This is a genomic window from Ensifer sp. GW823-FHT05D09 (assembly GCF_058795755.1).
On the sequence record NZ_JBXAIA010000003.1, the window covers coordinates 152,491 to 172,314 of the forward strand.

General features: G+C 63.0%; 22 protein-coding genes. 9 read left to right on the top strand and 13 right to left on the bottom strand.

What is annotated here, in order from left to right; translation table 11 throughout:
- Positions 1 to 45: 45 nt before the first annotated feature.
- Genes AC1Q80_RS11140 through AC1Q80_RS11150 form a run of 3 tightly spaced genes read left to right on the top strand, consistent with a single transcriptional unit; the run spans position 46 to position 1,770 of the window.
- On the top strand, positions 46 to 417 hold the full coding sequence (locus tag AC1Q80_RS11140; protein ID WP_173420530.1) for a COG4315 family predicted lipoprotein: 372 nt from the start codon (positions 46 to 48) through the stop codon (positions 415 to 417).
- A complete protein-coding gene (locus tag AC1Q80_RS11145; protein WP_173420531.1) occupies positions 401 to 955 on the top strand; it encodes an RNA polymerase sigma factor in 555 nt (184 codons plus the stop codon). The genes AC1Q80_RS11140 and AC1Q80_RS11145 overlap by 17 nt, the downstream gene beginning before the upstream one ends.
- Positions 952 to 1,770, top strand: coding sequence for an anti-sigma factor family protein (locus AC1Q80_RS11150; RefSeq protein WP_492360470.1), 819 nt, complete (start codon positions 952 to 954; stop codon positions 1,768 to 1,770). The genes AC1Q80_RS11145 and AC1Q80_RS11150 overlap by 4 nt, the downstream gene beginning before the upstream one ends.
- 100 nt (positions 1,771 to 1,870) lie before the next feature.
- Here AC1Q80_RS11150 and AC1Q80_RS11155 read toward each other — a convergent pair whose 3' ends face one another.
- From AC1Q80_RS11155 to nthA, 5 genes are all read right to left on the bottom strand, one after another.
- A complete protein-coding gene (locus tag AC1Q80_RS11155; protein ID WP_173420533.1) occupies positions 1,871 to 2,140 on the bottom strand; it encodes a hypothetical protein in 270 nt (89 codons plus the stop codon).
- Complete coding sequence (locus AC1Q80_RS11160; RefSeq protein ID WP_234902816.1) at positions 2,137 to 2,844, bottom strand: DUF2092 domain-containing protein; 708 nt, start codon at positions 2,842 to 2,844, stop codon at positions 2,137 to 2,139. The genes AC1Q80_RS11155 and AC1Q80_RS11160 overlap by 4 nt, the downstream gene beginning before the upstream one ends.
- 531 nt (positions 2,845 to 3,375) lie before the next feature.
- Positions 3,376 to 3,741: a nitrile hydratase accessory protein gene (locus AC1Q80_RS11165; protein WP_173421048.1), complete on the bottom strand. Its 366-nt coding sequence runs from the start codon at positions 3,739 to 3,741 to the stop codon at positions 3,376 to 3,378.
- Entirely contained in the window at positions 3,734 to 4,393 is a 660-nt protein-coding gene (nthB, locus tag AC1Q80_RS11170) for a nitrile hydratase subunit beta (RefSeq protein ID WP_492360471.1), read from the bottom strand. Before nthB ends, AC1Q80_RS11165 begins: the two co-directional genes overlap by 8 nt.
- Positions 4,390 to 5,034: a nitrile hydratase subunit alpha gene (gene nthA, locus AC1Q80_RS11175; protein ID WP_492360472.1), complete on the bottom strand. Its 645-nt coding sequence runs from the start codon at positions 5,032 to 5,034 to the stop codon at positions 4,390 to 4,392. Before nthA ends, nthB begins: the two co-directional genes overlap by 4 nt.
- 347 nt (positions 5,035 to 5,381) lie before the next feature.
- On the opposite strand from nthA, the gene AC1Q80_RS11180 reads away from it, so the two are divergent.
- The 3 genes from AC1Q80_RS11180 to AC1Q80_RS11190 all read left to right on the top strand — a co-directional run bounded on the left by AC1Q80_RS11180 (position 5,382) and on the right by AC1Q80_RS11190 (position 8,354).
- Entirely contained in the window at positions 5,382 to 6,407 is a 1,026-nt protein-coding gene (locus AC1Q80_RS11180) for a hypothetical protein (protein WP_209790758.1), read from the top strand.
- Positions 6,408 to 6,585: 178 nt separating this feature from the next.
- Positions 6,586 to 7,875, top strand: coding sequence for an SDR family oxidoreductase (locus AC1Q80_RS11185; RefSeq protein ID WP_492360473.1), 1,290 nt, complete (start codon positions 6,586 to 6,588; stop codon positions 7,873 to 7,875).
- The gene (locus AC1Q80_RS11190) at positions 7,875 to 8,354 is read left to right on the top strand and encodes a DUF2269 family protein (RefSeq protein WP_492360474.1); all 480 of its coding nucleotides are present in this window, start codon (positions 7,875 to 7,877) and stop codon (positions 8,352 to 8,354) included. The genes AC1Q80_RS11185 and AC1Q80_RS11190 overlap by 1 nt, the downstream gene beginning before the upstream one ends.
- On the opposite strand, the gene AC1Q80_RS11195 is transcribed toward AC1Q80_RS11190, so the two are convergent.
- Positions 8,346 to 8,939: a LysE family translocator gene (locus tag AC1Q80_RS11195; protein WP_492360475.1), complete on the bottom strand. Its 594-nt coding sequence runs from the start codon at positions 8,937 to 8,939 to the stop codon at positions 8,346 to 8,348. The genes AC1Q80_RS11190 and AC1Q80_RS11195 overlap by 9 nt on opposite strands.
- Before the next feature lie 184 nt (positions 8,940 to 9,123).
- On the opposite strand from AC1Q80_RS11195, the gene AC1Q80_RS11200 reads away from it, so the two are divergent.
- Positions 9,124 to 9,522, top strand: coding sequence for a GFA family protein (locus AC1Q80_RS11200; protein ID WP_492360476.1), 399 nt, complete (start codon positions 9,124 to 9,126; stop codon positions 9,520 to 9,522).
- A 114-nt stretch (positions 9,523 to 9,636) separates the two neighbouring features.
- On the opposite strand, the gene AC1Q80_RS11205 is transcribed toward AC1Q80_RS11200, so the two are convergent.
- Positions 9,637 to 10,539 (bottom strand): MBL fold metallo-hydrolase, encoded by a 903-nt coding sequence (locus AC1Q80_RS11205; protein ID WP_492360792.1) that lies wholly within the window; start codon positions 10,537 to 10,539, stop codon positions 9,637 to 9,639.
- A gap of 130 nt (positions 10,540 to 10,669) precedes the next feature.
- On the opposite strand from AC1Q80_RS11205, the gene AC1Q80_RS11210 reads away from it, so the two are divergent.
- Together AC1Q80_RS11210 and AC1Q80_RS11215 are read left to right on the top strand one after the other, a co-directional pair.
- Positions 10,670 to 11,578 carry a LysR family transcriptional regulator gene (locus AC1Q80_RS11210; protein WP_492360477.1) on the top strand — a complete coding sequence of 303 codons (909 nt, stop codon included), beginning with the start codon at positions 10,670 to 10,672 and terminating at the stop codon, positions 11,576 to 11,578.
- 126 nt (positions 11,579 to 11,704) lie between these two features.
- On the top strand, positions 11,705 to 12,550 hold the full coding sequence (locus AC1Q80_RS11215; RefSeq protein ID WP_492360478.1) for an aldo/keto reductase: 846 nt from the start codon (positions 11,705 to 11,707) through the stop codon (positions 12,548 to 12,550).
- 156 nt (positions 12,551 to 12,706) lie between these two features.
- On the opposite strand, the gene AC1Q80_RS11220 is transcribed toward AC1Q80_RS11215, so the two are convergent.
- The 6 genes from AC1Q80_RS11220 to AC1Q80_RS11245 all read right to left on the bottom strand — a co-directional run bounded on the left by AC1Q80_RS11220 (position 12,707) and on the right by AC1Q80_RS11245 (position 19,783).
- A complete protein-coding gene (locus AC1Q80_RS11220; protein WP_173420542.1) occupies positions 12,707 to 13,201 on the bottom strand; it encodes a nucleoside deaminase in 495 nt (164 codons plus the stop codon).
- A gap of 416 nt (positions 13,202 to 13,617) precedes the next feature.
- Positions 13,618 to 14,652, bottom strand: a complete 1,035-nt coding sequence (locus AC1Q80_RS11225) for an NADP-dependent oxidoreductase (protein WP_492360479.1) — start codon at positions 14,650 to 14,652, stop codon at positions 13,618 to 13,620.
- Positions 14,653 to 15,118: 466 nt separating this feature from the next.
- Positions 15,119 to 15,691: an acetolactate synthase small subunit gene (gene ilvN, locus AC1Q80_RS11230; RefSeq protein WP_065786853.1), complete on the bottom strand. Its 573-nt coding sequence runs from the start codon at positions 15,689 to 15,691 to the stop codon at positions 15,119 to 15,121.
- 22 nt (positions 15,692 to 15,713) lie between these two features.
- A complete protein-coding gene (locus AC1Q80_RS11235) occupies positions 15,714 to 17,492 on the bottom strand; it encodes an acetolactate synthase 3 large subunit (RefSeq protein ID WP_492360480.1) in 1,779 nt (592 codons plus the stop codon).
- Between the two features lie 917 nt (positions 17,493 to 18,409).
- Positions 18,410 to 18,943, bottom strand: a complete 534-nt coding sequence (locus AC1Q80_RS11240; RefSeq protein WP_173421052.1) for an SRPBCC family protein — start codon at positions 18,941 to 18,943, stop codon at positions 18,410 to 18,412.
- 492 nt (positions 18,944 to 19,435) lie between these two features.
- Positions 19,436 to 19,783 (bottom strand): hypothetical protein, encoded by a 348-nt coding sequence (locus AC1Q80_RS11245; RefSeq protein WP_492360481.1) that lies wholly within the window; start codon positions 19,781 to 19,783, stop codon positions 19,436 to 19,438.
- Positions 19,784 to 19,824 lie beyond the last annotated feature (41 nt).

The window sequence follows — 19,824 nt, forward strand, 5'->3', positions numbered from 1 at the left end:
ACCCCGCGCACTCCATCAGAAACAACTTGAGGAAGGAAAGCTCCCATGAGACCGTTACCCCTAGCGATTGCTATTTCTCTTGTCGCCGGCGTCGCCTTTGCGGCACCGCCGGTCAAGACGGTCGAAACGGCGAAGGGCAATGTGCTCGCCGCCGCCAACGGCATGACGCTTTATACGTTCAAGAACGACAAGAAGGGCGAGTCCAGCTGCTACGATTCCTGCGCCACCAACTGGCCGCCGTTCATGGTCGAAGGCGATGCCAAGGCCGAGGGAGCCTTTACGATCGTCGAGCGCAAGGACGGAGCCAAGCAATGGGCGAAGGACGGCATGCCGCTGTACTTCTGGATCAAGGACAAGAAGATGGGTGACGCGACCGGCGATGGCGTAAAGGGCGTCTGGGATGTCGTCAAGCCGTGACCGCATGAGCGAGGGTGCGGAGGCGAATGCCGCCGCGCCCGACCGGTTCGAGGAGGACGTGCTGGCGCTAATGCCGGCGCTTCGGCGCTATTCGCGCAGCCTCGTGCGCTCGGATCCGGATGGTGAAGACCTGCTGCAGGATTGTGTAGAGAAGGTTCTGGCGCGCCGCGCCCAGTGGCGCGGGGTCAACCTGCGCGCCTGGGCCTTCACCATCATGACCAATCTCAGCCGCAACCGGCACCGCCACACGGCGCTCCACCCGCAGGTCGAACTCGACGACGACCTCGGACTGCAGGCCGAAACCTATGAGAGCGATCCGCTAGAGCGCTCGCGGCTGGAGCGCGCGCTCAACGGGCTTTCGGCGGAAAACCGCTCGGTGCTGATGCTCGTGGTGATCGAGGGATACCGATACCAGGATGTGGCCGACATGCTGGCCATACCGATCGGCACGGTGATGTCGCGGCTGTCGCGCGCGCGCCACCAGCTTGCCGAAGCGATGAAGGACGACAACGTGATCAGCATGCGGAGACCGAAATGACGGACGAATTGAACACCGTCTCCGAAGACGACCTCAACGCCTATGTCGACGGCTTCCTGAGCGAGGCGGACCGGGCGCGGGTCGAGCAATGGCTCGAGCGCAATCCGGCGCGCGCCGAAGACGTTCGCCAATGGCAGGCCCAGGCAACCGAGCTTCGTGCCATGTTCTCCCCCTATGCCCGCAGCGACGAGCGCGACCGCGCGTTGCTGTCACCCACAAATGTCAGCGAGGTTGCCACTTCGGGCGATCGCTGGACCGAACGCCTTGGCAGCCGTATTGCCGCCGGTCTCCTGCTTTTTGCCGCCGGCGCCCTCACCGGGCTCTATGCTCCCCATATCCTTACGCCCCAGCGGTCAGAGCAAGTTGCCCAGGTAGCGGAAAGCCTGCCGCGCCAAGCGCAATCGGCATTTCTCATCTATGCGAGCGAAGTGCGCCACGCCGTCGAGGTCGGGCCGGACCAGCAGACCCACCTTGCCAACTGGCTCGGCAAGCGCCTCGATCATCCGCTCAACATCCCCGATCTGTCGAGCCTCGGCTTTTCACTCGTCGGCGGCCGGCTGCTGCCGGTCAATGGCAAGGCGGGCGCGCTGTTCATGTATGAGGATGCAAGCGGCCAGCGGCTGACGGTTCTGCTCGGCCGCAATCCCGACAACCGCGAGACGAGCTTCCGCATCGACAGCAGCGGTGGCGTCGAGACCTTCTACTGGATCGACGGCCCGATCGGCTACGCCGTCACCGGCGAAGTGCCGCGCGCGCTTCTGCAGAAGGTCGCCGACGAATGCTACCGCCAGTTCGAGAAGCCGGCTGCGTCCTGAACGCAGTTCGTTCGCCGGCGTCCGGGAGGATCGCACATTTGGCGGCAGCGCCCGGAACTAAGGTTCGCTGCACGCCGTGTTCGGTCAATGGCTTGAGCCTTCAGCGGCACCGGGTATAGATCCGCCCGTAGGCATCGACAACCTGCACGCAGCCGGGCGCGTAGACCGTCGCGCCCACCGCAGCTCCCGCTGCAATTGTCCGGCGTGTCGTGCGGCGCGCCACTCCGGCGTAGCTGACCGGCGTCAGCGGGCGTCCGACAATGGCCTGGGCTTCGGAGATGAAGGAGCCAGTTCCATCCGTCGGAATATCGCCCAGGAGCATCGCGGCAATACCGATTGCCAGGGCGGCTAGTCTTGCATAGCGGGTCATTGGCTGCCTCCTTCGGGAACTTCATCTATATGGGGCATCGCCTTCGCATCCACCCGTTTGCTGTCGGCCGGCGGTGCGAACTTGAAGTCATTCTTCGCCTCTCCACTCCAGGAATTGATGACGAGCGTGTACTGCGGCGCCTGCCCCACAGCCTTGGAGGTGATGACATACTTGCAAGGGATTGGTTCCGGCCCGGTGCGCACCCACAACTGCCAATCCGTATCGGCGTTACGGAAGGCGAGGTGCTCGCACTCGATTCCGCCAACCACACCGGTGCCTATATGCTTGGCATCGATGATGCCGGCATTGAGCGCATCGTAGACGTTGGACAGAAGCAGGTCGGCTCCAGGCAACGCCTGGCCATCTGCTTCAAGCTTCGAAACAAGCTCGTCGAGCGTACCGGGCATGTCGGCCTGCATGAACACTTTGGCGTTCTTCGCGTGAACGGTCATCTGCTTGCCGTCGAAAAACATCTCGACATCGGCGAAACCGCCTGTGCGGGCAGCATAAACCTTGTCCGGGCGGCTGACGGACACCTCACCCGAACTTGCGAACTGAACCTTCTGCATTTCGGGCGTCACAACCTCGATGTCGGAGTTGAAGGTTGCGGTAAAGGCCTGCTGTTTCGCCAGGTAATCCGACATGGATTTCAGAATGGCGCGGGCATTATCCTCCGCATGCGCAGCAGGCACGAACAGTGCCAAGACGAGTATTCCTGTTGCTAGTCGACTTTCGGCTCTCATGGTTTCCTCCACCATTGAAACGGCCTGAATGGACTCAATCGCTGGGACTTTGCATGGATGGTCTTGAGCAGCTTGCCGGTCGGGAGCGATGTCAGGACGGCCGGCGTCTGATCGCGCAATTCGATGGGATGTGAACAGTCTGCAACCTCATCCCCGCGAGTGATCATCGTTGACAAAATCGCGTTCGCCAACATCTTTTCCGCGCCATCGTTCAAGCGCCGGATTGCATTGGTTTCTTTTTTCCATCGGCACGGGTTATCGGGCGTACGCCCAGGGCTGCGCAGTCTCCCTTGGCGTTGCGGTCATCGATGAATGCACTGCTGTTGCGCTATCGGCGTCGAGCCCTCGGCAACCCATCCGGCTCCCAAAACGGCCCGGCACACGGAGTGAGCCCGCCGATCAGCCCACGCCTGGCCGCGCTGACTGGACCTGCATCGGCTATGCCTGCCTGCTTGGGTCGGACGCTGCGCCAGCATGGGCGCACCCCGGCCGCTACCGCAGCGGATCGTTCTCAATGAGGATCGGATGCCCGTGCGGCGTCGCTTCGGCCGCGCGCTGCCAGCGCTGCGTCAGATGCTCCAACTCGCCGCCGGATACGATCGAAAGCTCGGTGACAAGCCGCGATAGCGCCGCCACCCAACAATCGAAATAGTCGCTGGCATCCGCCTTGCGGCCGGGCTTGTAGAGTTCGGCCGAAAGCGCCTCGGCCCATTCCGGCCAGGAGAACACGCCCTTTTCGTGCAGCCGCACGGTCATGGCGAAGGCAGAGGCCTGCCATGGCTCGGCGAAAACAGGATCGCCCTCCGGCGATTTCGGCAGCTCTGCGGAAGCAACCAGTGGCGACGCCACCTTACACATGTTCAAGATAGCTCTCCCAGGCATCGATCGAGACCGTCAGCGTCGGGTCGGCGCCCTCGCCCCAGATCTCACCCCCGTCGAACACCACGGTATAGAGCCACTGCGCGCTCTCGCCGCGGCCATGGGCATTGTCGTCAGGAAAGACGAAGGAGCCCTGCAGCGCCTCGATCGTGCCGACCTTGGCACGCGCATAGCGCGGCAGCCGCGTATGGGTCGTCGGATTGAAATTCTTCGTGCGCACCCGTTCGCCGACGACGAAGCCCGGGCGCTGATCGACCGGGCGGTCGCAGGGGCCGCCCTTGGCAAGCACGCCCGGCACCATCTCGGCCTTCAGCACGCGCTTGGGTGCCGCACCTTTTTCGAGCATGTGGCCGCCGTCAAGCTCGGCCTGGGTGACGAAGCCGTGGCGCTTCAAAAGCGTTTCCAGCGCCCGCGTCCAGATCTCGTAATAGCTTGCCGAGAGATAGGTCGCCGGGGCCAAGTTTTCGCGCGCATGCCGGCTCTCGTCGATCGTCCAGGCGCCGAATGCGCCGCAGGAAAGCGTCACGCCAAGCGCCCGCTTTTCCCATTCGGCGTGAAAATAGGGTTCGTTCGGCTCGGGCGCGACAGGCCCCATGCCATGCTGACCGCCGAGATCGTGCGGGCCGTTCATCGCAGCACCTCCGGGGAAAGTGCAAGCCCGGTGCCGATCATCGCGTCACGGGTCACGAGGTCGGCAAGCTGCTCCTCGTCAAGGCCGTCGGTCCCTGCAGGCCGCACCGGCACCACGAGATAACGCAGCTCCGCCGTCGAATCCCAGACGCGGATGCGGGTTTCGTCTGACAGCGTCAGCCCGAATTCCGCCAGCACCCCGCGCGGGTCGATGACCGCACGCGAGCGATAGGGCGGCGCCTTGTACCAGACCGGCGGCAGGCCGAGCACCGACCAGGGGTAACAGGAGCAGAGCGTGCAGACGACGAGATTGTGGGTGTCGGCGGTGTTGAACACGGCCCGCATGTGCTCGCCCTGCCGGCCGGTATAGCCGAGGCTGGCGATTGCCGCCGTTGCGTCACGCTTCAGCCAGTCGGCAAATTCCGCATCGTTCCAGGCCTTGGCGACGACGCGGGCGCCATTGCGCGGGCCGATCTTGGTCTCATAGGTCTCGACGATGGCATCGATCGCCGACGGGTCGATCAGCCCCTTCTCCGTCAACACCGTTTCCAGCGCCTTTACCCGCGCTTCCATGTCGGTGAAATGGTTGTCGTGGTGATGGTCGTGATCATGGTGATCGTGGCCATGATGGTGTTCGGACATTGCCTGGCTCCTCGCAGCACGGCGCCCCGCGGCCACGCCGATGGCGCCGCTGCCTCCCTGAGGCAATAGTCGTAGCGAATAAACGCCGATTTCGAAATCGATTTTACCAGCGGCCGTGGGCCAGAATTGTCACCGTAACAAGTCCGGTTCGACATGGTCCTGCCACCCAGGCCAACCCGACGACCTCGACCGCAAGTCATCATCAAGCAAGCGACGACGAGATGATTGCAATCCGCGACCGTCACAAGTCCAAGGTTGCGTTAAGGTCTTCGCACGCCCGGTGATTCGACGCGACGACCCTCCAGTGGCGGCGGATTCGGGACGAGGCATGAGGGAACGGACAGCGGATGACGACACCAATCGAAAGTGCTTTCCCATCCCGTGCGATCAGGATCGTTGCGCCGTCGTTTTCCCTTGGCTTCTTTTTCTTGCTACTGGCACTTTTCCCGTTGCCGTTCGCAGTCGGGCTGCTGCGGCTGCCGATCGACGAGATCAGGCGCGATTACGCCATCAGCCAGAACCCCGTTCTCGTCAGCGGCGCGGAGATCTGCACGGTCGATTGCGTGCGTGGCAGCGGCGAGCCGCCGCTCTGCAAAACGCAGGTTCGCTTTCAGCACGATGGCAGGCCCGAAGAGCATGTCTTGAGCACCCGTTCGGTCGGCCAACCCGGCGCTTGCCGGCAGGGCAACGTTACCATCGCCGGCGACAATCCCGAGCATATCAGCCTCGCCCATGATTATCGCACCATCATGCGGTCGACTGCGCAGCGACTTATCCTCGGCGCCGGCCTTGCGCTGTTCAGTCTCGTCATGTTGCTCAAGGCTATGCCCATTTTCCTTGCTCGCCGCGTGGCCGGCCGGCAGTATCTGCTGAAACCGGTCATCGTCGATCTCAGCGGCAGCCAGGTGCTGCGCTACACGACGAGCCTTCCCTTGGCGCGCGGTGCGATCAAGACAGCCTATACCCGGATGAAACCGGGCGAGCACCCGCTGTACCTCCGGCCGACCGGCGACAGCGGAACGTTGCCGGCAACCGCCTTTGCCGGTCACGACTACCCCGCCCTTGCCGTTGTTGCCGAAGGCGTGTCGCTGCCGATCCTGCTTGACGACAAGCTCACCCGGCTCGATCTGAGCGAGCCGGAGCGCAAGCGCATTCGAGCGGCCATCGACGAAACCATCGGGCAGTCCGACGGAGACATCGTAACCCCTGCTTCGGTGCGGGAGAGGCTCATCCGGCCTTTGTTGAGACGCAAGCCCCTCGATGGACCGCGATTGTCGCCAAAATGGGCATACCGGCTTGCCATTAGCGGGGCCGCTGCGGTCGCGATTCTGCTCCTTATCATATCGCCCTGGCTCGACGTTTTCGGCGACTGAAGACCTAGCCATGTCCGCATGGGCCATGGAATGGCGCCAGCTCGGCGCGGCGAACGCCTTCCCTTGCGTCCTTCAGCAAGACGGAACCCATTCAACGCATGAAGCTACGCTGCACATTTCGAATGTTCCGGCTACCTTCGATTGTCAATTGTAACCCGCGGCCCTCTAATCTGATGCCATGAAGATTCTGATTCTCGGCGCCACCGGCTTCATCGGCTCGGCCATCCTCGATCGATTGAAAAGCGACCGACATGCGGTGACCGGCCTTGGCCGCAATGTCGGCCGCGCCCGTCTGAGGATGCCCGATGCACAGTGGCTTTCGACCGATCTTGCGACCATGCGCACGCCTGAGGATTGGCAGCCCCTCGTCGCAGGCCACGACGTGGTGGTCAATTGCGCCGGCGCGCTTCAGGACGGGCTTTCAGACGATGTAGCCGCAACTCAGGAAGCGGCGATGCTGGCGCTCTATGTCGCCGCCAAAAACAAGCCGTCGATGCGCATCGTGCAGATTTCAGCCCCTCGCGGCGGTGCCGGCGCGGAGCGAGCCTTTCTCGCCACCAAGTTTCGCGCCGATGACGCACTTGCCGCAAGCAGCATATCGCATGTCATCCTGCGCCCGGCACTCGTGCTCGGCCGCAACGCCCATGGCGGCTCGGCGCTCATCAGGGCGTTTGCCGCCCTGCCCCTGGCGATCCCGCTCGTCCATTCGGATGCCCGCGTCGAGACGGTTGCCTTGAGCGATGTCATGGAAGCCGTCAGCGCCGCGGTCGCCGATCTCCTGCCCGATCGAAGCGACCTCGTGCTCGGCAACAGCGAGCGACTGACGCTTGGCGAACTTGTGGCGCTCCATCGTGGCTGGCTCGGTCTGCCCGCCGCCCGCATCGTGGCGCTGCCGGCTGCCTTTGCCGCGCCGGCCGGCTTCGTTGCCGACATCGCCGGACGCCTCGGCTGGCGCTCGCCGCTGCGCTCGACGGCGCTTGCCGTCATGGCCGGCGGCGTCGGTGCGGCACCGGATCAAGGCAACCGTGCCGCGATCCCGTTGCTCTCGGCCAGGCAGACGCTTTCAGCCAACCCGGCAGGGGTGCAGGATCTCTGGTTTGCCCGGCTCTATCTCCTGAAGCCGCTGATGATCACAGGGCTTTCGGCGTTCTGGCTGCTGTCAGGCTTGATCCCGCTGCTCGACCTCGATGCCGCCCGGCAGCACTTCCTGCGGTTCATGGGCGAAGGACCGGCGACATCGTTGACGCTCCTGACCTGCCTTGCCGATATCGTGCTCGGCATCGCAGTGCTCGTCCGCCCCTACGCCAAACGGGCTCTCGTCGGCATGCTTGCACTGACCGCAGCCTATCTCGTCTCCGCAACCCTCGTGGAACCAGAGCTCTGGGCCGATCCGCTCGGGCCGCTCGTCAAGGTTCTGCCGTCGATCCTGCTTTCGCTCGCCACTCTCGCCATCCTGGATGAACGCTGATGCTGTCGGACGATCTCCTGCGCCTTGCCCATGTCATCGGCGCCACCGCGCTCTTCGGCACCGGTGCAGGCATTGCATTTTTCATGGTGATGGCACGCCGGACCCGCGATGCGCGGCTGATCGCCCATGTTGCAGGCACGGTGGTCGTCGCCGATACGGTCTTCACCGCCACCGCCGTGGTGTTTCAGCCGATCACCGGCTATCTGCTGGCGACAGGGGTCGGCTGGTCGCTCAGCGAAGGCTGGATCGCGGCGTCGCTGATCCTCTATGTCGTCACCGGCCTGTTCTGGCTTCCCGTGGTCTGGATCCAGATCCGGCTGCGCAATCTGGCGCGGCTGGCCGTGGCAGAAAATACCCCGCTGCCGGCGGCCTTCGATCGGCTTTATGCCATCTGGTTTGCCTGCGGCTTCCCGGCTTTCTTTGCCGTCATCGGCATCTTCTGGCTGATGCTGGCAAAGCCGCAGTTCCAACTATTTTAGCATCGGCCACAGGCTGACGACGAGCAGCACCGCCATGGTGATGTTGAACCATTTCAGCCGTGCCGGTTCCGACAGCCATTGCCTGAGCGCTGAGCCGAAGCCGGCCCAGGTGGAGACGCTCGGCACGTTGACCAGCGCAAAGACGAGGCCGACGACAAGCACGCTCATGAGGTAGTTCGCGCCGCCTGTATAGGTCGCCATCGCCGAGACGGCCATGACCCAGGCCTTTGGGTTGACCCACTGGAACGCCGCCGCAGAAAGGAAGCTCATCGGCGCGGCACCGGCCTTGCCTTCGCCAAGGGAGCGCGAGGTGCCGATCTTCCAGGCGATCCACACGAGATAGGCGCCGCCGGCGAACTTCAGGATGGTGTAGAGCAGCGGTACGGAATGCAGGAGCGCGCCGAGCCCCAGACCGACGGCGATCAGCAGCGAGAAGAATCCGGCGCCGATGCCCAGCATATGCGGAATGGTGCGCACGAAACCGAAGTTCACGCCCGAGGCAAACAGCATCATGTTGTTCGGACCCGGCGTGATCGACGTCGTGAATGCGAACAGAAACAGCGCCAGAAGCGTATCGGCCTGCATGGTCTTTCTCCAGTTGAATTAGGTCAACATAGTTGACCTAATTCCGACGCGAAGCCGGATATTTGTCACGGTGACAAGATCGAGGGACAACTTGTGCGATGCAAGCCTGCCTGGGCCGGAAATTGCAATGGCAGCGCCGTTGGCTATAAACATTCCGCCCGCTTGATTTTGGAGGAGGTGCAGCATGGACCGGTTCACGGGCGGTTGCCGGTGCGGCAAGGTGCGGATCGTGGCGTCGGGTCGTCCTTATCGGGTGGGGCTTTGCCACTGCCTCGACTGCCGCAAGCATCATGGCGCCCTGTTTCACGCCTCCGCAATTTTTCCGGAGCATGCCGTAGCGATCGATGGCGAAACACGCGATTACGCCGGCCGGTTTTTCTGTCCCCGCTGCGGCTCGCCCGTTTTCTCGCGCTCTGCGGACGAAGTCGAAGTGAACCTCGGATCCCTGGATGCACCGGACCAGCTGACGCCGACCTATGAACTCTGGACAATCCGTCGCGAATCCTGGCTACCGCCGTTTCCGCTCATGAGGCGATACGAGCGCGATCGTGACGAGACCAGCCGCTTCGAGGACCAGACTTAGATCGAACAGGGACTTATCCGCCCGACCCCACGATGAAAACATGCGGAAACGCAAGGTGCCGCAGCGACCCGCGCGCCTCAAAAGACGGACGGGTCGCCATGGTGTCGGATGGGTTCAGCCCCACTTCATCTCGCCCTTGGCGACCTTGGCGCCAAGCTCGAGCGATGAGACGTCGGTAAAATCCGGATAGAGCTTGGTCATGGCAGCGATCAGTTCGGCGCTGTCCTTGGCCTTGGCTTCCGCCGCGTTGAAAGCGATAAGGTAGTCACGGGTAAACAGGATCGCCTCAATGCCTTCGGGCCCTCCCTCACCCTTGTGCGCCGGCACGACGATATCGGGCTTGCGGGCCGCCATCGCCTCGAGCGCCTCGATCCACGTCTTCCGGCCTTCCGCCGTAGGTTCGTCGGCGACCCAGACATGCGAACCGGAATAGACGAGTACGCCGCCGAAGATGGCGTTGAGCGAAGGCACATGCAGGTAGCGGCGATCTTTCAAGCCATCGATGGTGACGATGTCGATCCGATTGCCTTCGAGCGACAGCGACGAAAGATCAGACGCCTCGGGGATGGTGACATCGGCAAGCACCTTCGGCCCGTTGTCGCCGAGCTGCGGGCTCCAGGTATCGAGCTTGGTCTGGACATTGGCGTTGATCGCCGCAACGGTCGCCGGCGCCGCCAAGACCTTGGTATCCGGGAACGCCTCGACGACAGGGCGCAGGCTGAAATAGAAGTCCGGGTCGCTGCAGCTGACATAGATCGTCGTCAGCCTCTTGCCCGTCGCCTTGATGGCGTCTGCAACCGCCTTGCCGTCCGATAGCGTGAAGCCGCCGTCGATTAGGATTGCCTCCTTCTCGCCGGTCAGAAGCACTGGCGTACGGCTGAAGCCGACTTCGTTCGCCTGGAAGTATGTCCATTCGAGCTTTGATGCAGCATGGGCCACAAGGCTGCCGGCCGGCTGCAACAGGGCAACTGCGCCAGCGGCAACGGCCGTCTTCAATGCGGCGCGCCGCGTCATCAGGATGTGCATGAGGTCTCCTTCACCAGGCCAATTGTCGATGGCGCGACAATGCCGGGCAAAACCCTCTTGAAAAAGCCCGGCAGCTTGAACAGATTGTCTGATCATTTCAGACAATCACAAGAAAAGTCGCATGACCGTCAATCTGAACCGACTTTCCCATTTTGTTGCTGTCGTCGAGGCCGGGTCGTTTACCGCGGCGGCGGAAAAACTCGGGCTTGCCAAGGCCGCCGTCAGCCATCAGGTCGCACAGCTCGAAAAGGAGCTCGGCACCACCCTTCTGATCCGCACGACGCGGCGGCTGCGGCCGACGGACAGCGGCTTGCGCTTTTACGAGCGCTGCGTGCTGATCCTGCGCGACGCCGATGAGGCGGTCGGCGCAGTCTCGGAGGAAGCGGAAATTCCAAGCGGCACGCTGACGCTGACCGCACCGCTCGACTATGGCATGCGCGTCGTCGTCGACGCAGTCGCCCTCTATGTCGCGCGTTACCCGGCCATGCAGGTGAACCTGTCCTTCAACGACATCGTCTTCGACATGATCGAGAAGCGGCTGGATATCGCCATCCGCGCCGGCTGGCTGGTGGATTCCAGCGAACGGGCGCGGCGCATCGGCACCTTCGAGCAATATCTGGTGGCATCGCCCGCCTACGCCGTCCGCCTCGGCACGGTCGAGCACCCGCAGGCGCTGTCGCAGGCAAGCTGGATCGCCAACGGCGCGCTGAAGGCGCCGCTGAACTGGACGTTCTCCCATGCCGGCGGCGAACAGGCGCCCGTCGTCGGCACCAGCGTCGTCGCCGTTGACAGCACGGATGCCGCCTATTGCTGCGCCCTTGCCGGTATCGGCCTTGCCGTGCTGCCGGATTATCAGGTCCGCAGCGAGCTTGCCGAGGGCCGCCTTGTCCGTATTCTCACCGATTGGACGCTGCCATCGGGCGGCATCCACGTAGTCTACCCGCCGTCGCATTATCGCCCCGCCCGCGTGCGCGCCTTCGTCGATATCCTGCAGAAGCTGGAAAGGGAGCGCGGCCGGTCGGCTTCGTGAGCCTGATCCGCTGCCTTCGAATGACATCTCGAAAGACCAGCCGATTGCGCTAGATTGCCACGCGAGAAACGCCGTGTCCCTGCCCGAAGCCGAACGCGACGCGACATCCGACCAAGAGGAAACCGCATGCACGATCCGATCCCGACCACCACGCTCATCAACGGCCGCAGCGTCCCGGTTCTCGGCCAGGGCACCTGGCGCATGGGCGACGAGCGCTCACGCGCAGCAGACGAAGTGAGAAGCCTGCAGGCCGGCCTCGACCTCGGCATGACCTTGATCGACACCGCCGAAATGTACGGCAACGGCGCCTCCGAGGCGATCGTTGGCCAAGCGGTCAAGGGCCGGCGCGACGAGGCCTTCATCGTCAGCAAGGTGCTGCCGTCGAACGCCAGCCGTGATGGAACCGAGGCCGCCTGCGAGCGCAGCCTGAGACATCTCGGCATCGACCATATCGATCTCTACTTGCTGCACTGGCGCGGCGGCTATCCGCTCGCCGAGACGGTTGCGGCCTTCGAAGCCCTGAAGAAAGCCGGCAAGATCGGCGCGTGGGGTGTGTCCAATTTCGATGTCGACGACATGGAGGAGTTGCTTGCAGTCCCGGATGGCAGACACGTTGCCGTCAACCAGGTGCTCTACAACCTGTCCCGCCGCGGCATCGAATACGATCTCCTGCCCTGGTGCCAGAGCCGCGGTGTCGCCGTCATGGCCTATTCGCCGCTCGACGAGGGCCGGCTGTTGCGCAACGCCGATCTCGTCCACATCGCCAAGGCGCATCAGGCAACGCCGGCACAGATCGCACTCGCCTTCCTCAAGACACAGCCCGGCGTGATCTCTATCCCCAAGACTGCCTCACCGGCACGCGCCGGCGAAAACCGCGACGCCATGGACATTCACCTGACGGGCGAAAACCTCGCCGCCCTAGACGCCGCCTTCCCGCCGCCGAAGCGCAAAAGGTCGCTGGAGATGATCTAACGGCGTTTTGGTCTCACTGTGCGGGCCGCATCCGTCGATAGCCGCCCGCCTTCGCCATCGACAGGCAGGAACATCGCCGTGACCCGCTCGATGCGCCTCAAGCGGGCGCGTGGCCTGGTGTCGGACGACAGCTTGATCGTCTGAACGCATGGAACTCTAACGGCCAGACCAGTATTCTTCGTGCAGTTGCGCCGCCTCGCCCGCAAGCATCGGGCCAACAACTTCCGTCGGGCGCTGGCCCGCGGCAAACACGATGTGGCAGGGGAGATCCAGCGTCGGATTTTCCTCGCTCTCGCCAATCTGTTGCTTCATCTCCTTCTCGGACTGGCCAAACACGACGCGCCCGATGCCTGCCCAATAGATCGCGCCCGAGCACATGGCGCATGGCTCGGCGGATGTGTACATCGTGCATTCGGCAAGAAACGACAGATCATAGGCTTTGCCGGCGCGCGTGGCTAAAAGTCGCTCGGCGTGCGCCGTACGGTCGCCCCCTTCCGAAGTGTAGCCATTGCCCTGCTCCAGCAGGACATTGCCATCACTGTCGGCGAGAATGGAACCGAACGGGTGATCCCCGCCTTCGCGCGAGCGCCGCGCCACATCGAAGGCCTTGCGCAAAAGGGACTCATCGTAAGGCCGCTTGGTGCTTGGCATTTTGTGCGCTCCTGAAAATTGTCGAGAGTTCATTCACCATCGATGTTTGCCGGCAACGGAGCGGGCAATTTGTGTTCTCGGGCAAGTGGAAGGTTACCGGCTTCCCGGCGCTGGCTGTCCGATTTCCCCCGATGAACAGGCATCAAAAGCGGATGTTGATCCCTTTTGACGTGCGCAGCAAGACCGAGCGAAGATGCAAGCCTGTCGGACAAGGATCGGGAGACCGGCCCAGTTCCAGCCGAATGGCACAAACTCGAGGCTGCCCCCTCAGCCCGCCTGCGACGAGAGGGCTGGCGTGAGGGCAAACTCGCCTGTCTGGCTCCGATAACCCAGGCAAGGGCCGCCCCTGTCCGCTGGCTGAAAAGCACATGCCCTGCGGCTCGCGGCCCTCGAAACGGTGCCGATACACTAGACGTTTACGAGTGCGAGCCGCTTGTTATCTCCACCACCACCTTGCCCTTGGCACGGCCGGATTCCAGGTAGGCAAAGGCTTCGGCAACGTCCTTGAGCGGAAACACGCGATCGATGACTGGCGTGATCGATTTTGACTCGATGAGACCGGCAAGCTCGGCAAGCTCTACACCATCAGGATGCATGAAAAGGTAACGGTAGGAGACGCCGTATTTCCTCGCGACTGCGCGTATCCGGTAGGACGCAAGCCAGAAGAGCGTTCGCAAGAACATGCCGCGACCGAGATCCTTGCGGGCCGTTTCCGGTTCGGGCATGCCCGCGATTGAGACGACTTTTCCACCGCGTTTGACGACGCTGAATGACTTTAGAAGCGTTTCGTCGCCAAGCAGATCGAAGACGCCATCCATGCCGCGCACCTGCTCCTCGAAGCTTTCAGTCGTATAGTCGATCACCACGTCCGCGCCGAGCCCTTCGACAAGCGCACGGCCACGCGGCGATGCCGTCGTCGTAACCTCCGCCCCCAGCCATTTCGCCAGTTGGATGGCGAAGGTACCGACGCCCCCGGCGCCGCCGGGTATAAGGATCCTGCTGCCTGGGCCGACATGAAGCTCGTCGCGCAGCGCCTGCAGCGCGGTGAGCCCGGCGAGCGGCACACCGGCTGCGGTGGTGAAATCGATCGACGCCGGCATCTTCGCCAGGAACTGCGCGGGCACCACCGCATATTCGGCAAGGCCCCCCATGGCACCCTTGGGCATGCGCGCAAAAACGCGGTCTCCCGGCTTGAAGGACGTGACGTCGTCTCCCAACTCCTCGACGACGCCCGCAATCTCGTTGCCCATGACAGTTGGCAAGGGATAGCGCTGGACGACCTTGAGCATGCCTTCGCGGGTCTTGTAGTCGACGGGATTGAGACCGGCGGCATGCACACGGACGAGCACTTCGCCTCGTGCAGGTCGCGGACGCGGCACCGCGCGCAACTGCGCAGCCTCGGGACCACCGTATCGCGTCAGAACAAACGCCTGCATCGTCGTGGAGCTCATCACCTGATATCTCCGGGGTTTCTGTCCACGATTAGTCGGCGAGAAATGCCGGCGAAGTCAACAGCGGGTCGGTGCGTGGGCTTCGCCTGCCCCTCATCCGGCCTGCCGGCCACCTTCTCCCCGCCTGCGGGGAGAAGAACACGCGTGGCTAGCCCGCGATGCAAACGCGTCGTTTGCGACTGAGTTCACAGGGGCGGCCACGGCGGATCGCCGCGCACATTGGATCACAGGTTTTGAAAAATTCGCGGCGAAGCAGAAGAGCGAGGCACGCTCGGTGCCAGTCCCCTCTCCTCGCCTGCGGGGAGAGGGTAAGGGTGAGGGGGCAGCCCCGGCACGAGGTGCGAGGAGACGATCCCGGCTTGAAGGACAAAGGCAGCCCCCGCGTGAAGCGTGAGGCTGCCCAAGTTTGAAGTGTGATGGCACTACAGGCGCCAGGACGGCATGAACCACCCTTGCGTGCAGAAAATCACATGCCCTGCGGGCCGCGGTTCATCGCGGCGATGCCGGTGCGGCAGACTTCGATGAGGCCGAGCGGCTTCATGATGGCGATGAACTGTTCGATCTTCGATGGCTTGCCGGTGATCTCGAACACGAAGTGATCAATGTTGGCGTCGATGACCGAGGCGCGGAAGGCGTCAGCCAGCCGCAGGGCCTCGACGCGATGGTCGCCCGAGCCATGCACCTTGACCAGCGCCAGTTCGCGCTCGACCGGGCGGTCGTGGCCGAGCGTGCCGGCGCGCACCGTCAGATCGACGACGCGGTGGACTGGAACCAGCCTTTCCAGCTGGTTCTTGATCTGGTCGAGCACGTGCGGCGTTCCGCGGGTGACGATGGTGATGCGCGACAGATGCGCTTCGTGTTCCGTTTCCGAAACGGTCAGGCTCTCGATGTTGTAGCCGCGGCCGGAGAACAGGCCGATGACCCGGGCAAGAACGCCCGGCTCGTTGTCGACGAGAACCGAAAGCGTGTGCGTTTCGGCGACTTCGGTTTCCTTGGCGATGAAATAGGCGGAACCGGTCGGTTGAAGGTGTGCGCTCATTTTGTTGTTTCCTGTCCCTATCTCAAACCAGCTGGCGGCCCTTGGCGTCGATCGCGTTGGCGACCGCTTCGTCCGTGGCCTCATCCGGCAGCAGCATCTCGTTGTGCGCCTTGCCCGATGGGATCATCGGGAAGCAGTTGGCGAGGTTGGCGACGCGGCAATCGAAGATGACCGGTGCCGGCGTATCGATCATCTTGCGGATCGCAGCATCGAGCTCGCTCGGCTTGTCGCAGCGGATGCCGACGCCACCATAGGCTTCGGCCAGCTTGACGAAGTCGGGCATCGCCTCGGTGTAGGAGTGCGACAGGCGGTTGCCGTGCAGCAGCTGCTGCCACTGGCGCACCATGCCCATATACTGGTTGTTGAGGATGAAGATCTTGACCGGCAGGCCGTACTGGACCGCGCAGGACATTTCCTGGATGCACATCTGGATCGAGGCATCGCCGGCGATATCGATGACGAGGCTGTTCGGATGCGCGACCTGGACGCCGATGGCGGCCGGGAAGCCGTAGCCCATGGTGCCGAGACCGCCCGAGGTCATCCAGCGGTTCGGCTGTTCGAAGCCGAAGAACTGGGCGGCCCACATCTGGTGCTGGCCGACCTCGGTGGTGATGTAGGTGTCGCGGCCCTTGCTCAGCTCATAGAGGCGCTGGATCGCGTATTGCGGCATGATGACATCGTCGTTGGCCGCATAGGCCAGCGAGTTGCGCGCCCGCCACTTGACGATACCTTCCCACCAGTCGGCGAGCCGCGTCTTGTCGTCGGCCTTCTTGGCCGCGCGCCACAGGCGAACCATGTCTTCCAGAACCGAGCCTACATCGCCGAGGATCGGCACGTCGACGCGCACGTTCTTGTTGATCGACGACGGGTCGATGTCGATATGGATCTTCTTGGAGTTGGGCGAAAACGCGTTGAGGCGGCCGGTGATGCGGTCGTCGAAGCGCGCGCCGATGCAGACCATGACGTCGCAGTCATGCATCGCCATGTTGGCTTCGTAGGTGCCGTGCATGCCCAGCATGCCGAGCCAGTTCTTGCCCGAAGCCGGATAGGCGCCGAGGCCCATCAGCGTCGAGGTGATCGGGAAGTTTGTCAGCTCGACCAGTTCGCGCAGCAGTGTCGAGGCCTGCGGGCCGGAATTGACGACGCCGCCACCGGAATAGATGATCGGACGGCGGGCCGTCCGCATCAGTTCGACGGCTTCCTCGATCTTCTTCAGGTCGCCCTGCGTCTTCGGCTGATAGCTCTTCTGGGCCGGGACGGCCGACGGCGGCGTGTAGGTGCCGGTCGCAAACTGCACGTCCTTCGGGATGTCGACGACGACTGGACCCGGACGGCCGGATTGCGCGATGCGGAAGGCCTCATGGATGATGCGGGCGAGATCGTTGACGTCGCGAACCAGCCAGTTGTGCTTGGTGCACGGCCGAGTGATGCCGATCGTGTCGCATTCCTGGAAGGCGTCGGAACCGATCAGCGAGGTCGGGACCTGGCCGGAAATGCAGACCAGCGGGATGGAATCCATCAGCGCGTCCTGCAGCGGCGTGACCGCATTGGTAGCACCCGGACCCGAGGTGACCAGCATGACGCCGACCTTGCCGGTGGAGCGGGCATAGCCTTCGGCCATGTGGCCGGCGCCCTGCTCGTGGCGAACGAGGATGTGCTGGATATCCTCCTGCTGGTGGATTTCGTCGTAGATCGGAAGCACGGCGCCACCGGGATAGCCGAAGATATGCTCGACGCCATTGTCCTTCAGTGCCTGGAGAACGATCTCCGCGCCTGTCATCTGGTTTTCTGTACCGCTCATTGACTTGCTTCCGTCCCTTTTCCCAGTTGGGTGCTTAGCTTGTTTGAAGGCATAAAAAAAGGCCCCGTCAGGAGCCTCGTTTAGCGCATGGGTGGCTACCGCCGGATGGTTACACCATCCTGCCCATGCGCCGTCCCACCACAAGAATAATCGCAAAATTTATCATGGGACGATTTGATAAACACAAAGCGCTAAAGCGTCAACGCTTTTTCCGGAGGATATCCGATCGTCCTGAAGCGGGCCGGCACTGCCGCGGCCAGCACTGGTGACGCCGCTGCGCGCCGCCGCCATCAATCAATTCCGTTTACCATATTGTTCCACTTAAATTTAAGGGGGCTGAGGAAAGATGGCTCCACTGCATGATGCAGTTCTAAAAAACAAGGCAATGATATGCTTGATCTTTCCGTACTCTCGCCGCTGGTCATCAGCGCGGCCGCAATCTACCTGTTCTTCCGCTGGGTCGTCTTCGACATGAACTCGCACGAATAGGCAGCGCGACAGAGCCGACCCCGGCCACCGCCAGCCAAAGCCCAGCATGCCCGTCGAGGCAGCCTCTGCAGATTTCCGGCTTCAAATCGCTCCCGATGCGGGAATGACGCAGCAACGTTGCTGACTTCACCGCGCGCCGATCGATTGCGGCCGAACTCCAGCCGGCGTCACTCATCGACCAGCCTTGCCACGAGATCGCCAGGCAGCCGCGCGCCCTGATCGGTGCCGAACGCGTCGAGGTCGATGATCTGCACGCACGCCCGATCTTCTGCGTCGACATTGCGGGCAGACTTGAGATCAGGTCCCGCAAGGTGCCGACATGCCGGCTGCCCTGCCCCCTCGCACGCTTGCTGCAGCAAACCGGCGCTGCCAGCGGACGATGACGAGCGCTCCGCCGCGCGTCCGGGCGGAGCGGGTCTTTCGTCCGGTCAGGCCGGGAGGCGCTGATCATAGTCCTTCATCAGCCGGCTCCAGCCGTCCCAGAAGGGCATCGGCTCGGTCCCTGTCGCACGGGCCGCCAGGATGTCGAGATGCATATGCCAGCCGGCACCGAACATCAGCATGGTGGCGCGGTCGGCAATGCTGCGATGGGTTACGGTCAAGAGCACCTTGTTGCCCACCGGCTCCAGCTCGAAGGAAACGTCGCCGCTGCCGGTCCAGCTTATCGAGAGTTTTCGCGGCGGATCGAGTTCGGTGATCTGGCTTGCCATCCGGTGCTCGTCGGGAAAGCCGGCCGGGCGCTCGCCGGGCGGGTTTGTGAGTTCGTCGTTGCGCCAGACAAGTTCGACCGGCGCACCGACCTTCATCTCCATCTCACCCGACGCCAGCCACTGCCTGCGCAGGTCGCTGTCGGTCAGATAGGCCCAGACCCGCTCGATCGGACCCGGCAAAAGCCGCGTCAACTTCAAAGTGTCCGGTTGGCTCAGCACGCCATAGGCGTCGAGGGTCGCAAGATCATTCATCTGCCGTCTCCTTCTTGGGTTTGTCGTGCTTCGGTTTTTCTGGCTTGGGTCCACCGGGCCTGGATTGATCAGGCCGGCGTCAGTCGGGTGAGGTTTGGTTGAACGGGCGTTGACCTGTCCAAGGCCGATAAGGCCATCGCCTTCTGCGGATGCAGGCACGCGCTGGCGCAGCACCGTCTCGAGCCTGTCGAGACGGGCGATCCAGAAGCGTTCCTGGGCATTCGGCTCGTGGTCGGGGTGAAAGACGAACAGCATCTCGGGCACCTTTAATTCAACCATTTGGTTGAACGTACGCCCACTCCAACAAATAGTCAACCAATTGGTTGAATTACATTGGCAACTGCGCGCATGGTTCTCGAACGGCTTAGCTGCCGGGCCGGCGATCACCGCCTCTTCAGCTGCCGTTTTCTCAACACTGACAATAGGTTAGATACAGATGCCATCAATTAGGTTGTTGCCCCGAGGGCTCGCGTCATGAACCAGGATCTGTGTTCAACGCTCCGGAGCGGCGAGCCAGGCGCGCAACAGGAGGATGGAAAAGACGGCATGCAGCGCGACGGCCGGCCACAGGAGGACACCGGTGAGCCCACCGGCGGCAGCCAAATAGGCAAGGTACAGCGTCACGGCCACATTGTAGGCCAGCATGCCGACCAGAGGCGAACGCTGCCAGCAGGCGAGCCCCAATGCGATCAGGGCGATCCCGGCGACGCGAGCCGCCGCCGCCCCTGCGCCGACGACGGGCTCACCGAACAATAGCTCCGCCACAACAGACGGAACGATGAGCAGCGCAATCCCCGTGGCCGCCTCGCCGACGGCCGAAAACATCAGAACCGATTTCATCGCGCTCTCCGGCATCTGCCTTTCATTGCGATCATGGGCGT

Excerpts from the sequence above, each read along its gene's own strand:
- AC1Q80_RS11140 (WP_173420530.1), top strand. The coding sequence starts at position 46 with ATGAGACCGTTACCCCTAGCGATTGCTATTTCTCTTGTCGCCGGCGTC.
- AC1Q80_RS11215 (WP_492360478.1), top strand. The coding sequence starts at position 11,705 with ATGCACGATCCGATCCCGACCACCACGCTCATCAACGGCCGCAGCGTC.
- AC1Q80_RS11180 (WP_209790758.1), top strand. The coding sequence starts at position 5,382 with ATGACGACACCAATCGAAAGTGCTTTCCCATCCCGTGCGATCAGGATC.
- AC1Q80_RS11235 (WP_492360480.1), bottom strand. The coding sequence starts at position 17,492 with ATGAGCGGTACAGAAAACCAGATGACAGGCGCGGAGATCGTTCTCCAG.
- nthB (WP_492360471.1), bottom strand. The coding sequence starts at position 4,393 with ATGAACGGCCCGCACGATCTCGGCGGTCAGCATGGCATGGGGCCTGTC.
- AC1Q80_RS11195 (WP_492360475.1), bottom strand. The coding sequence starts at position 8,939 with ATGCAGGCCGATACGCTTCTGGCGCTGTTTCTGTTCGCATTCACGACG.
- AC1Q80_RS11155 (WP_173420533.1), bottom strand. The coding sequence starts at position 2,140 with ATGACCCGCTATGCAAGACTAGCCGCCCTGGCAATCGGTATTGCCGCG.
- nthA (WP_492360472.1), bottom strand. The coding sequence starts at position 5,034 with ATGTCCGAACACCATCATGGCCACGATCACCATGATCACGACCATCAC.
- ilvN (WP_065786853.1), bottom strand. The coding sequence starts at position 15,691 with ATGAGCGCACACCTTCAACCGACCGGTTCCGCCTATTTCATCGCCAAG.
- AC1Q80_RS11225 (WP_492360479.1), bottom strand. The coding sequence starts at position 14,652 with ATGAGCTCCACGACGATGCAGGCGTTTGTTCTGACGCGATACGGTGGT.
- AC1Q80_RS11220 (WP_173420542.1), bottom strand. The coding sequence starts at position 13,201 with ATGCCAAGCACCAAGCGGCCTTACGATGAGTCCCTTTTGCGCAAGGCC.
- AC1Q80_RS11200 (WP_492360476.1), top strand. The coding sequence starts at position 9,124 with ATGGACCGGTTCACGGGCGGTTGCCGGTGCGGCAAGGTGCGGATCGTG.
- AC1Q80_RS11165 (WP_173421048.1), bottom strand. The coding sequence starts at position 3,741 with ATGTGTAAGGTGGCGTCGCCACTGGTTGCTTCCGCAGAGCTGCCGAAA.
- AC1Q80_RS11245 (WP_492360481.1), bottom strand. The coding sequence starts at position 19,783 with ATGAAATCGGTTCTGATGTTTTCGGCCGTCGGCGAGGCGGCCACGGGG.
- AC1Q80_RS11145 (WP_173420531.1), top strand. The coding sequence starts at position 401 with ATGTCGTCAAGCCGTGACCGCATGAGCGAGGGTGCGGAGGCGAATGCC.
- AC1Q80_RS11185 (WP_492360473.1), top strand. The coding sequence starts at position 6,586 with ATGAAGATTCTGATTCTCGGCGCCACCGGCTTCATCGGCTCGGCCATC.
- AC1Q80_RS11190 (WP_492360474.1), top strand. The coding sequence starts at position 7,875 with ATGCTGTCGGACGATCTCCTGCGCCTTGCCCATGTCATCGGCGCCACC.
- AC1Q80_RS11150 (WP_492360470.1), top strand. The coding sequence starts at position 952 with ATGACGGACGAATTGAACACCGTCTCCGAAGACGACCTCAACGCCTAT.
- AC1Q80_RS11210 (WP_492360477.1), top strand. The coding sequence starts at position 10,670 with ATGACCGTCAATCTGAACCGACTTTCCCATTTTGTTGCTGTCGTCGAG.
- AC1Q80_RS11240 (WP_173421052.1), bottom strand. The coding sequence starts at position 18,943 with ATGAATGATCTTGCGACCCTCGACGCCTATGGCGTGCTGAGCCAACCG.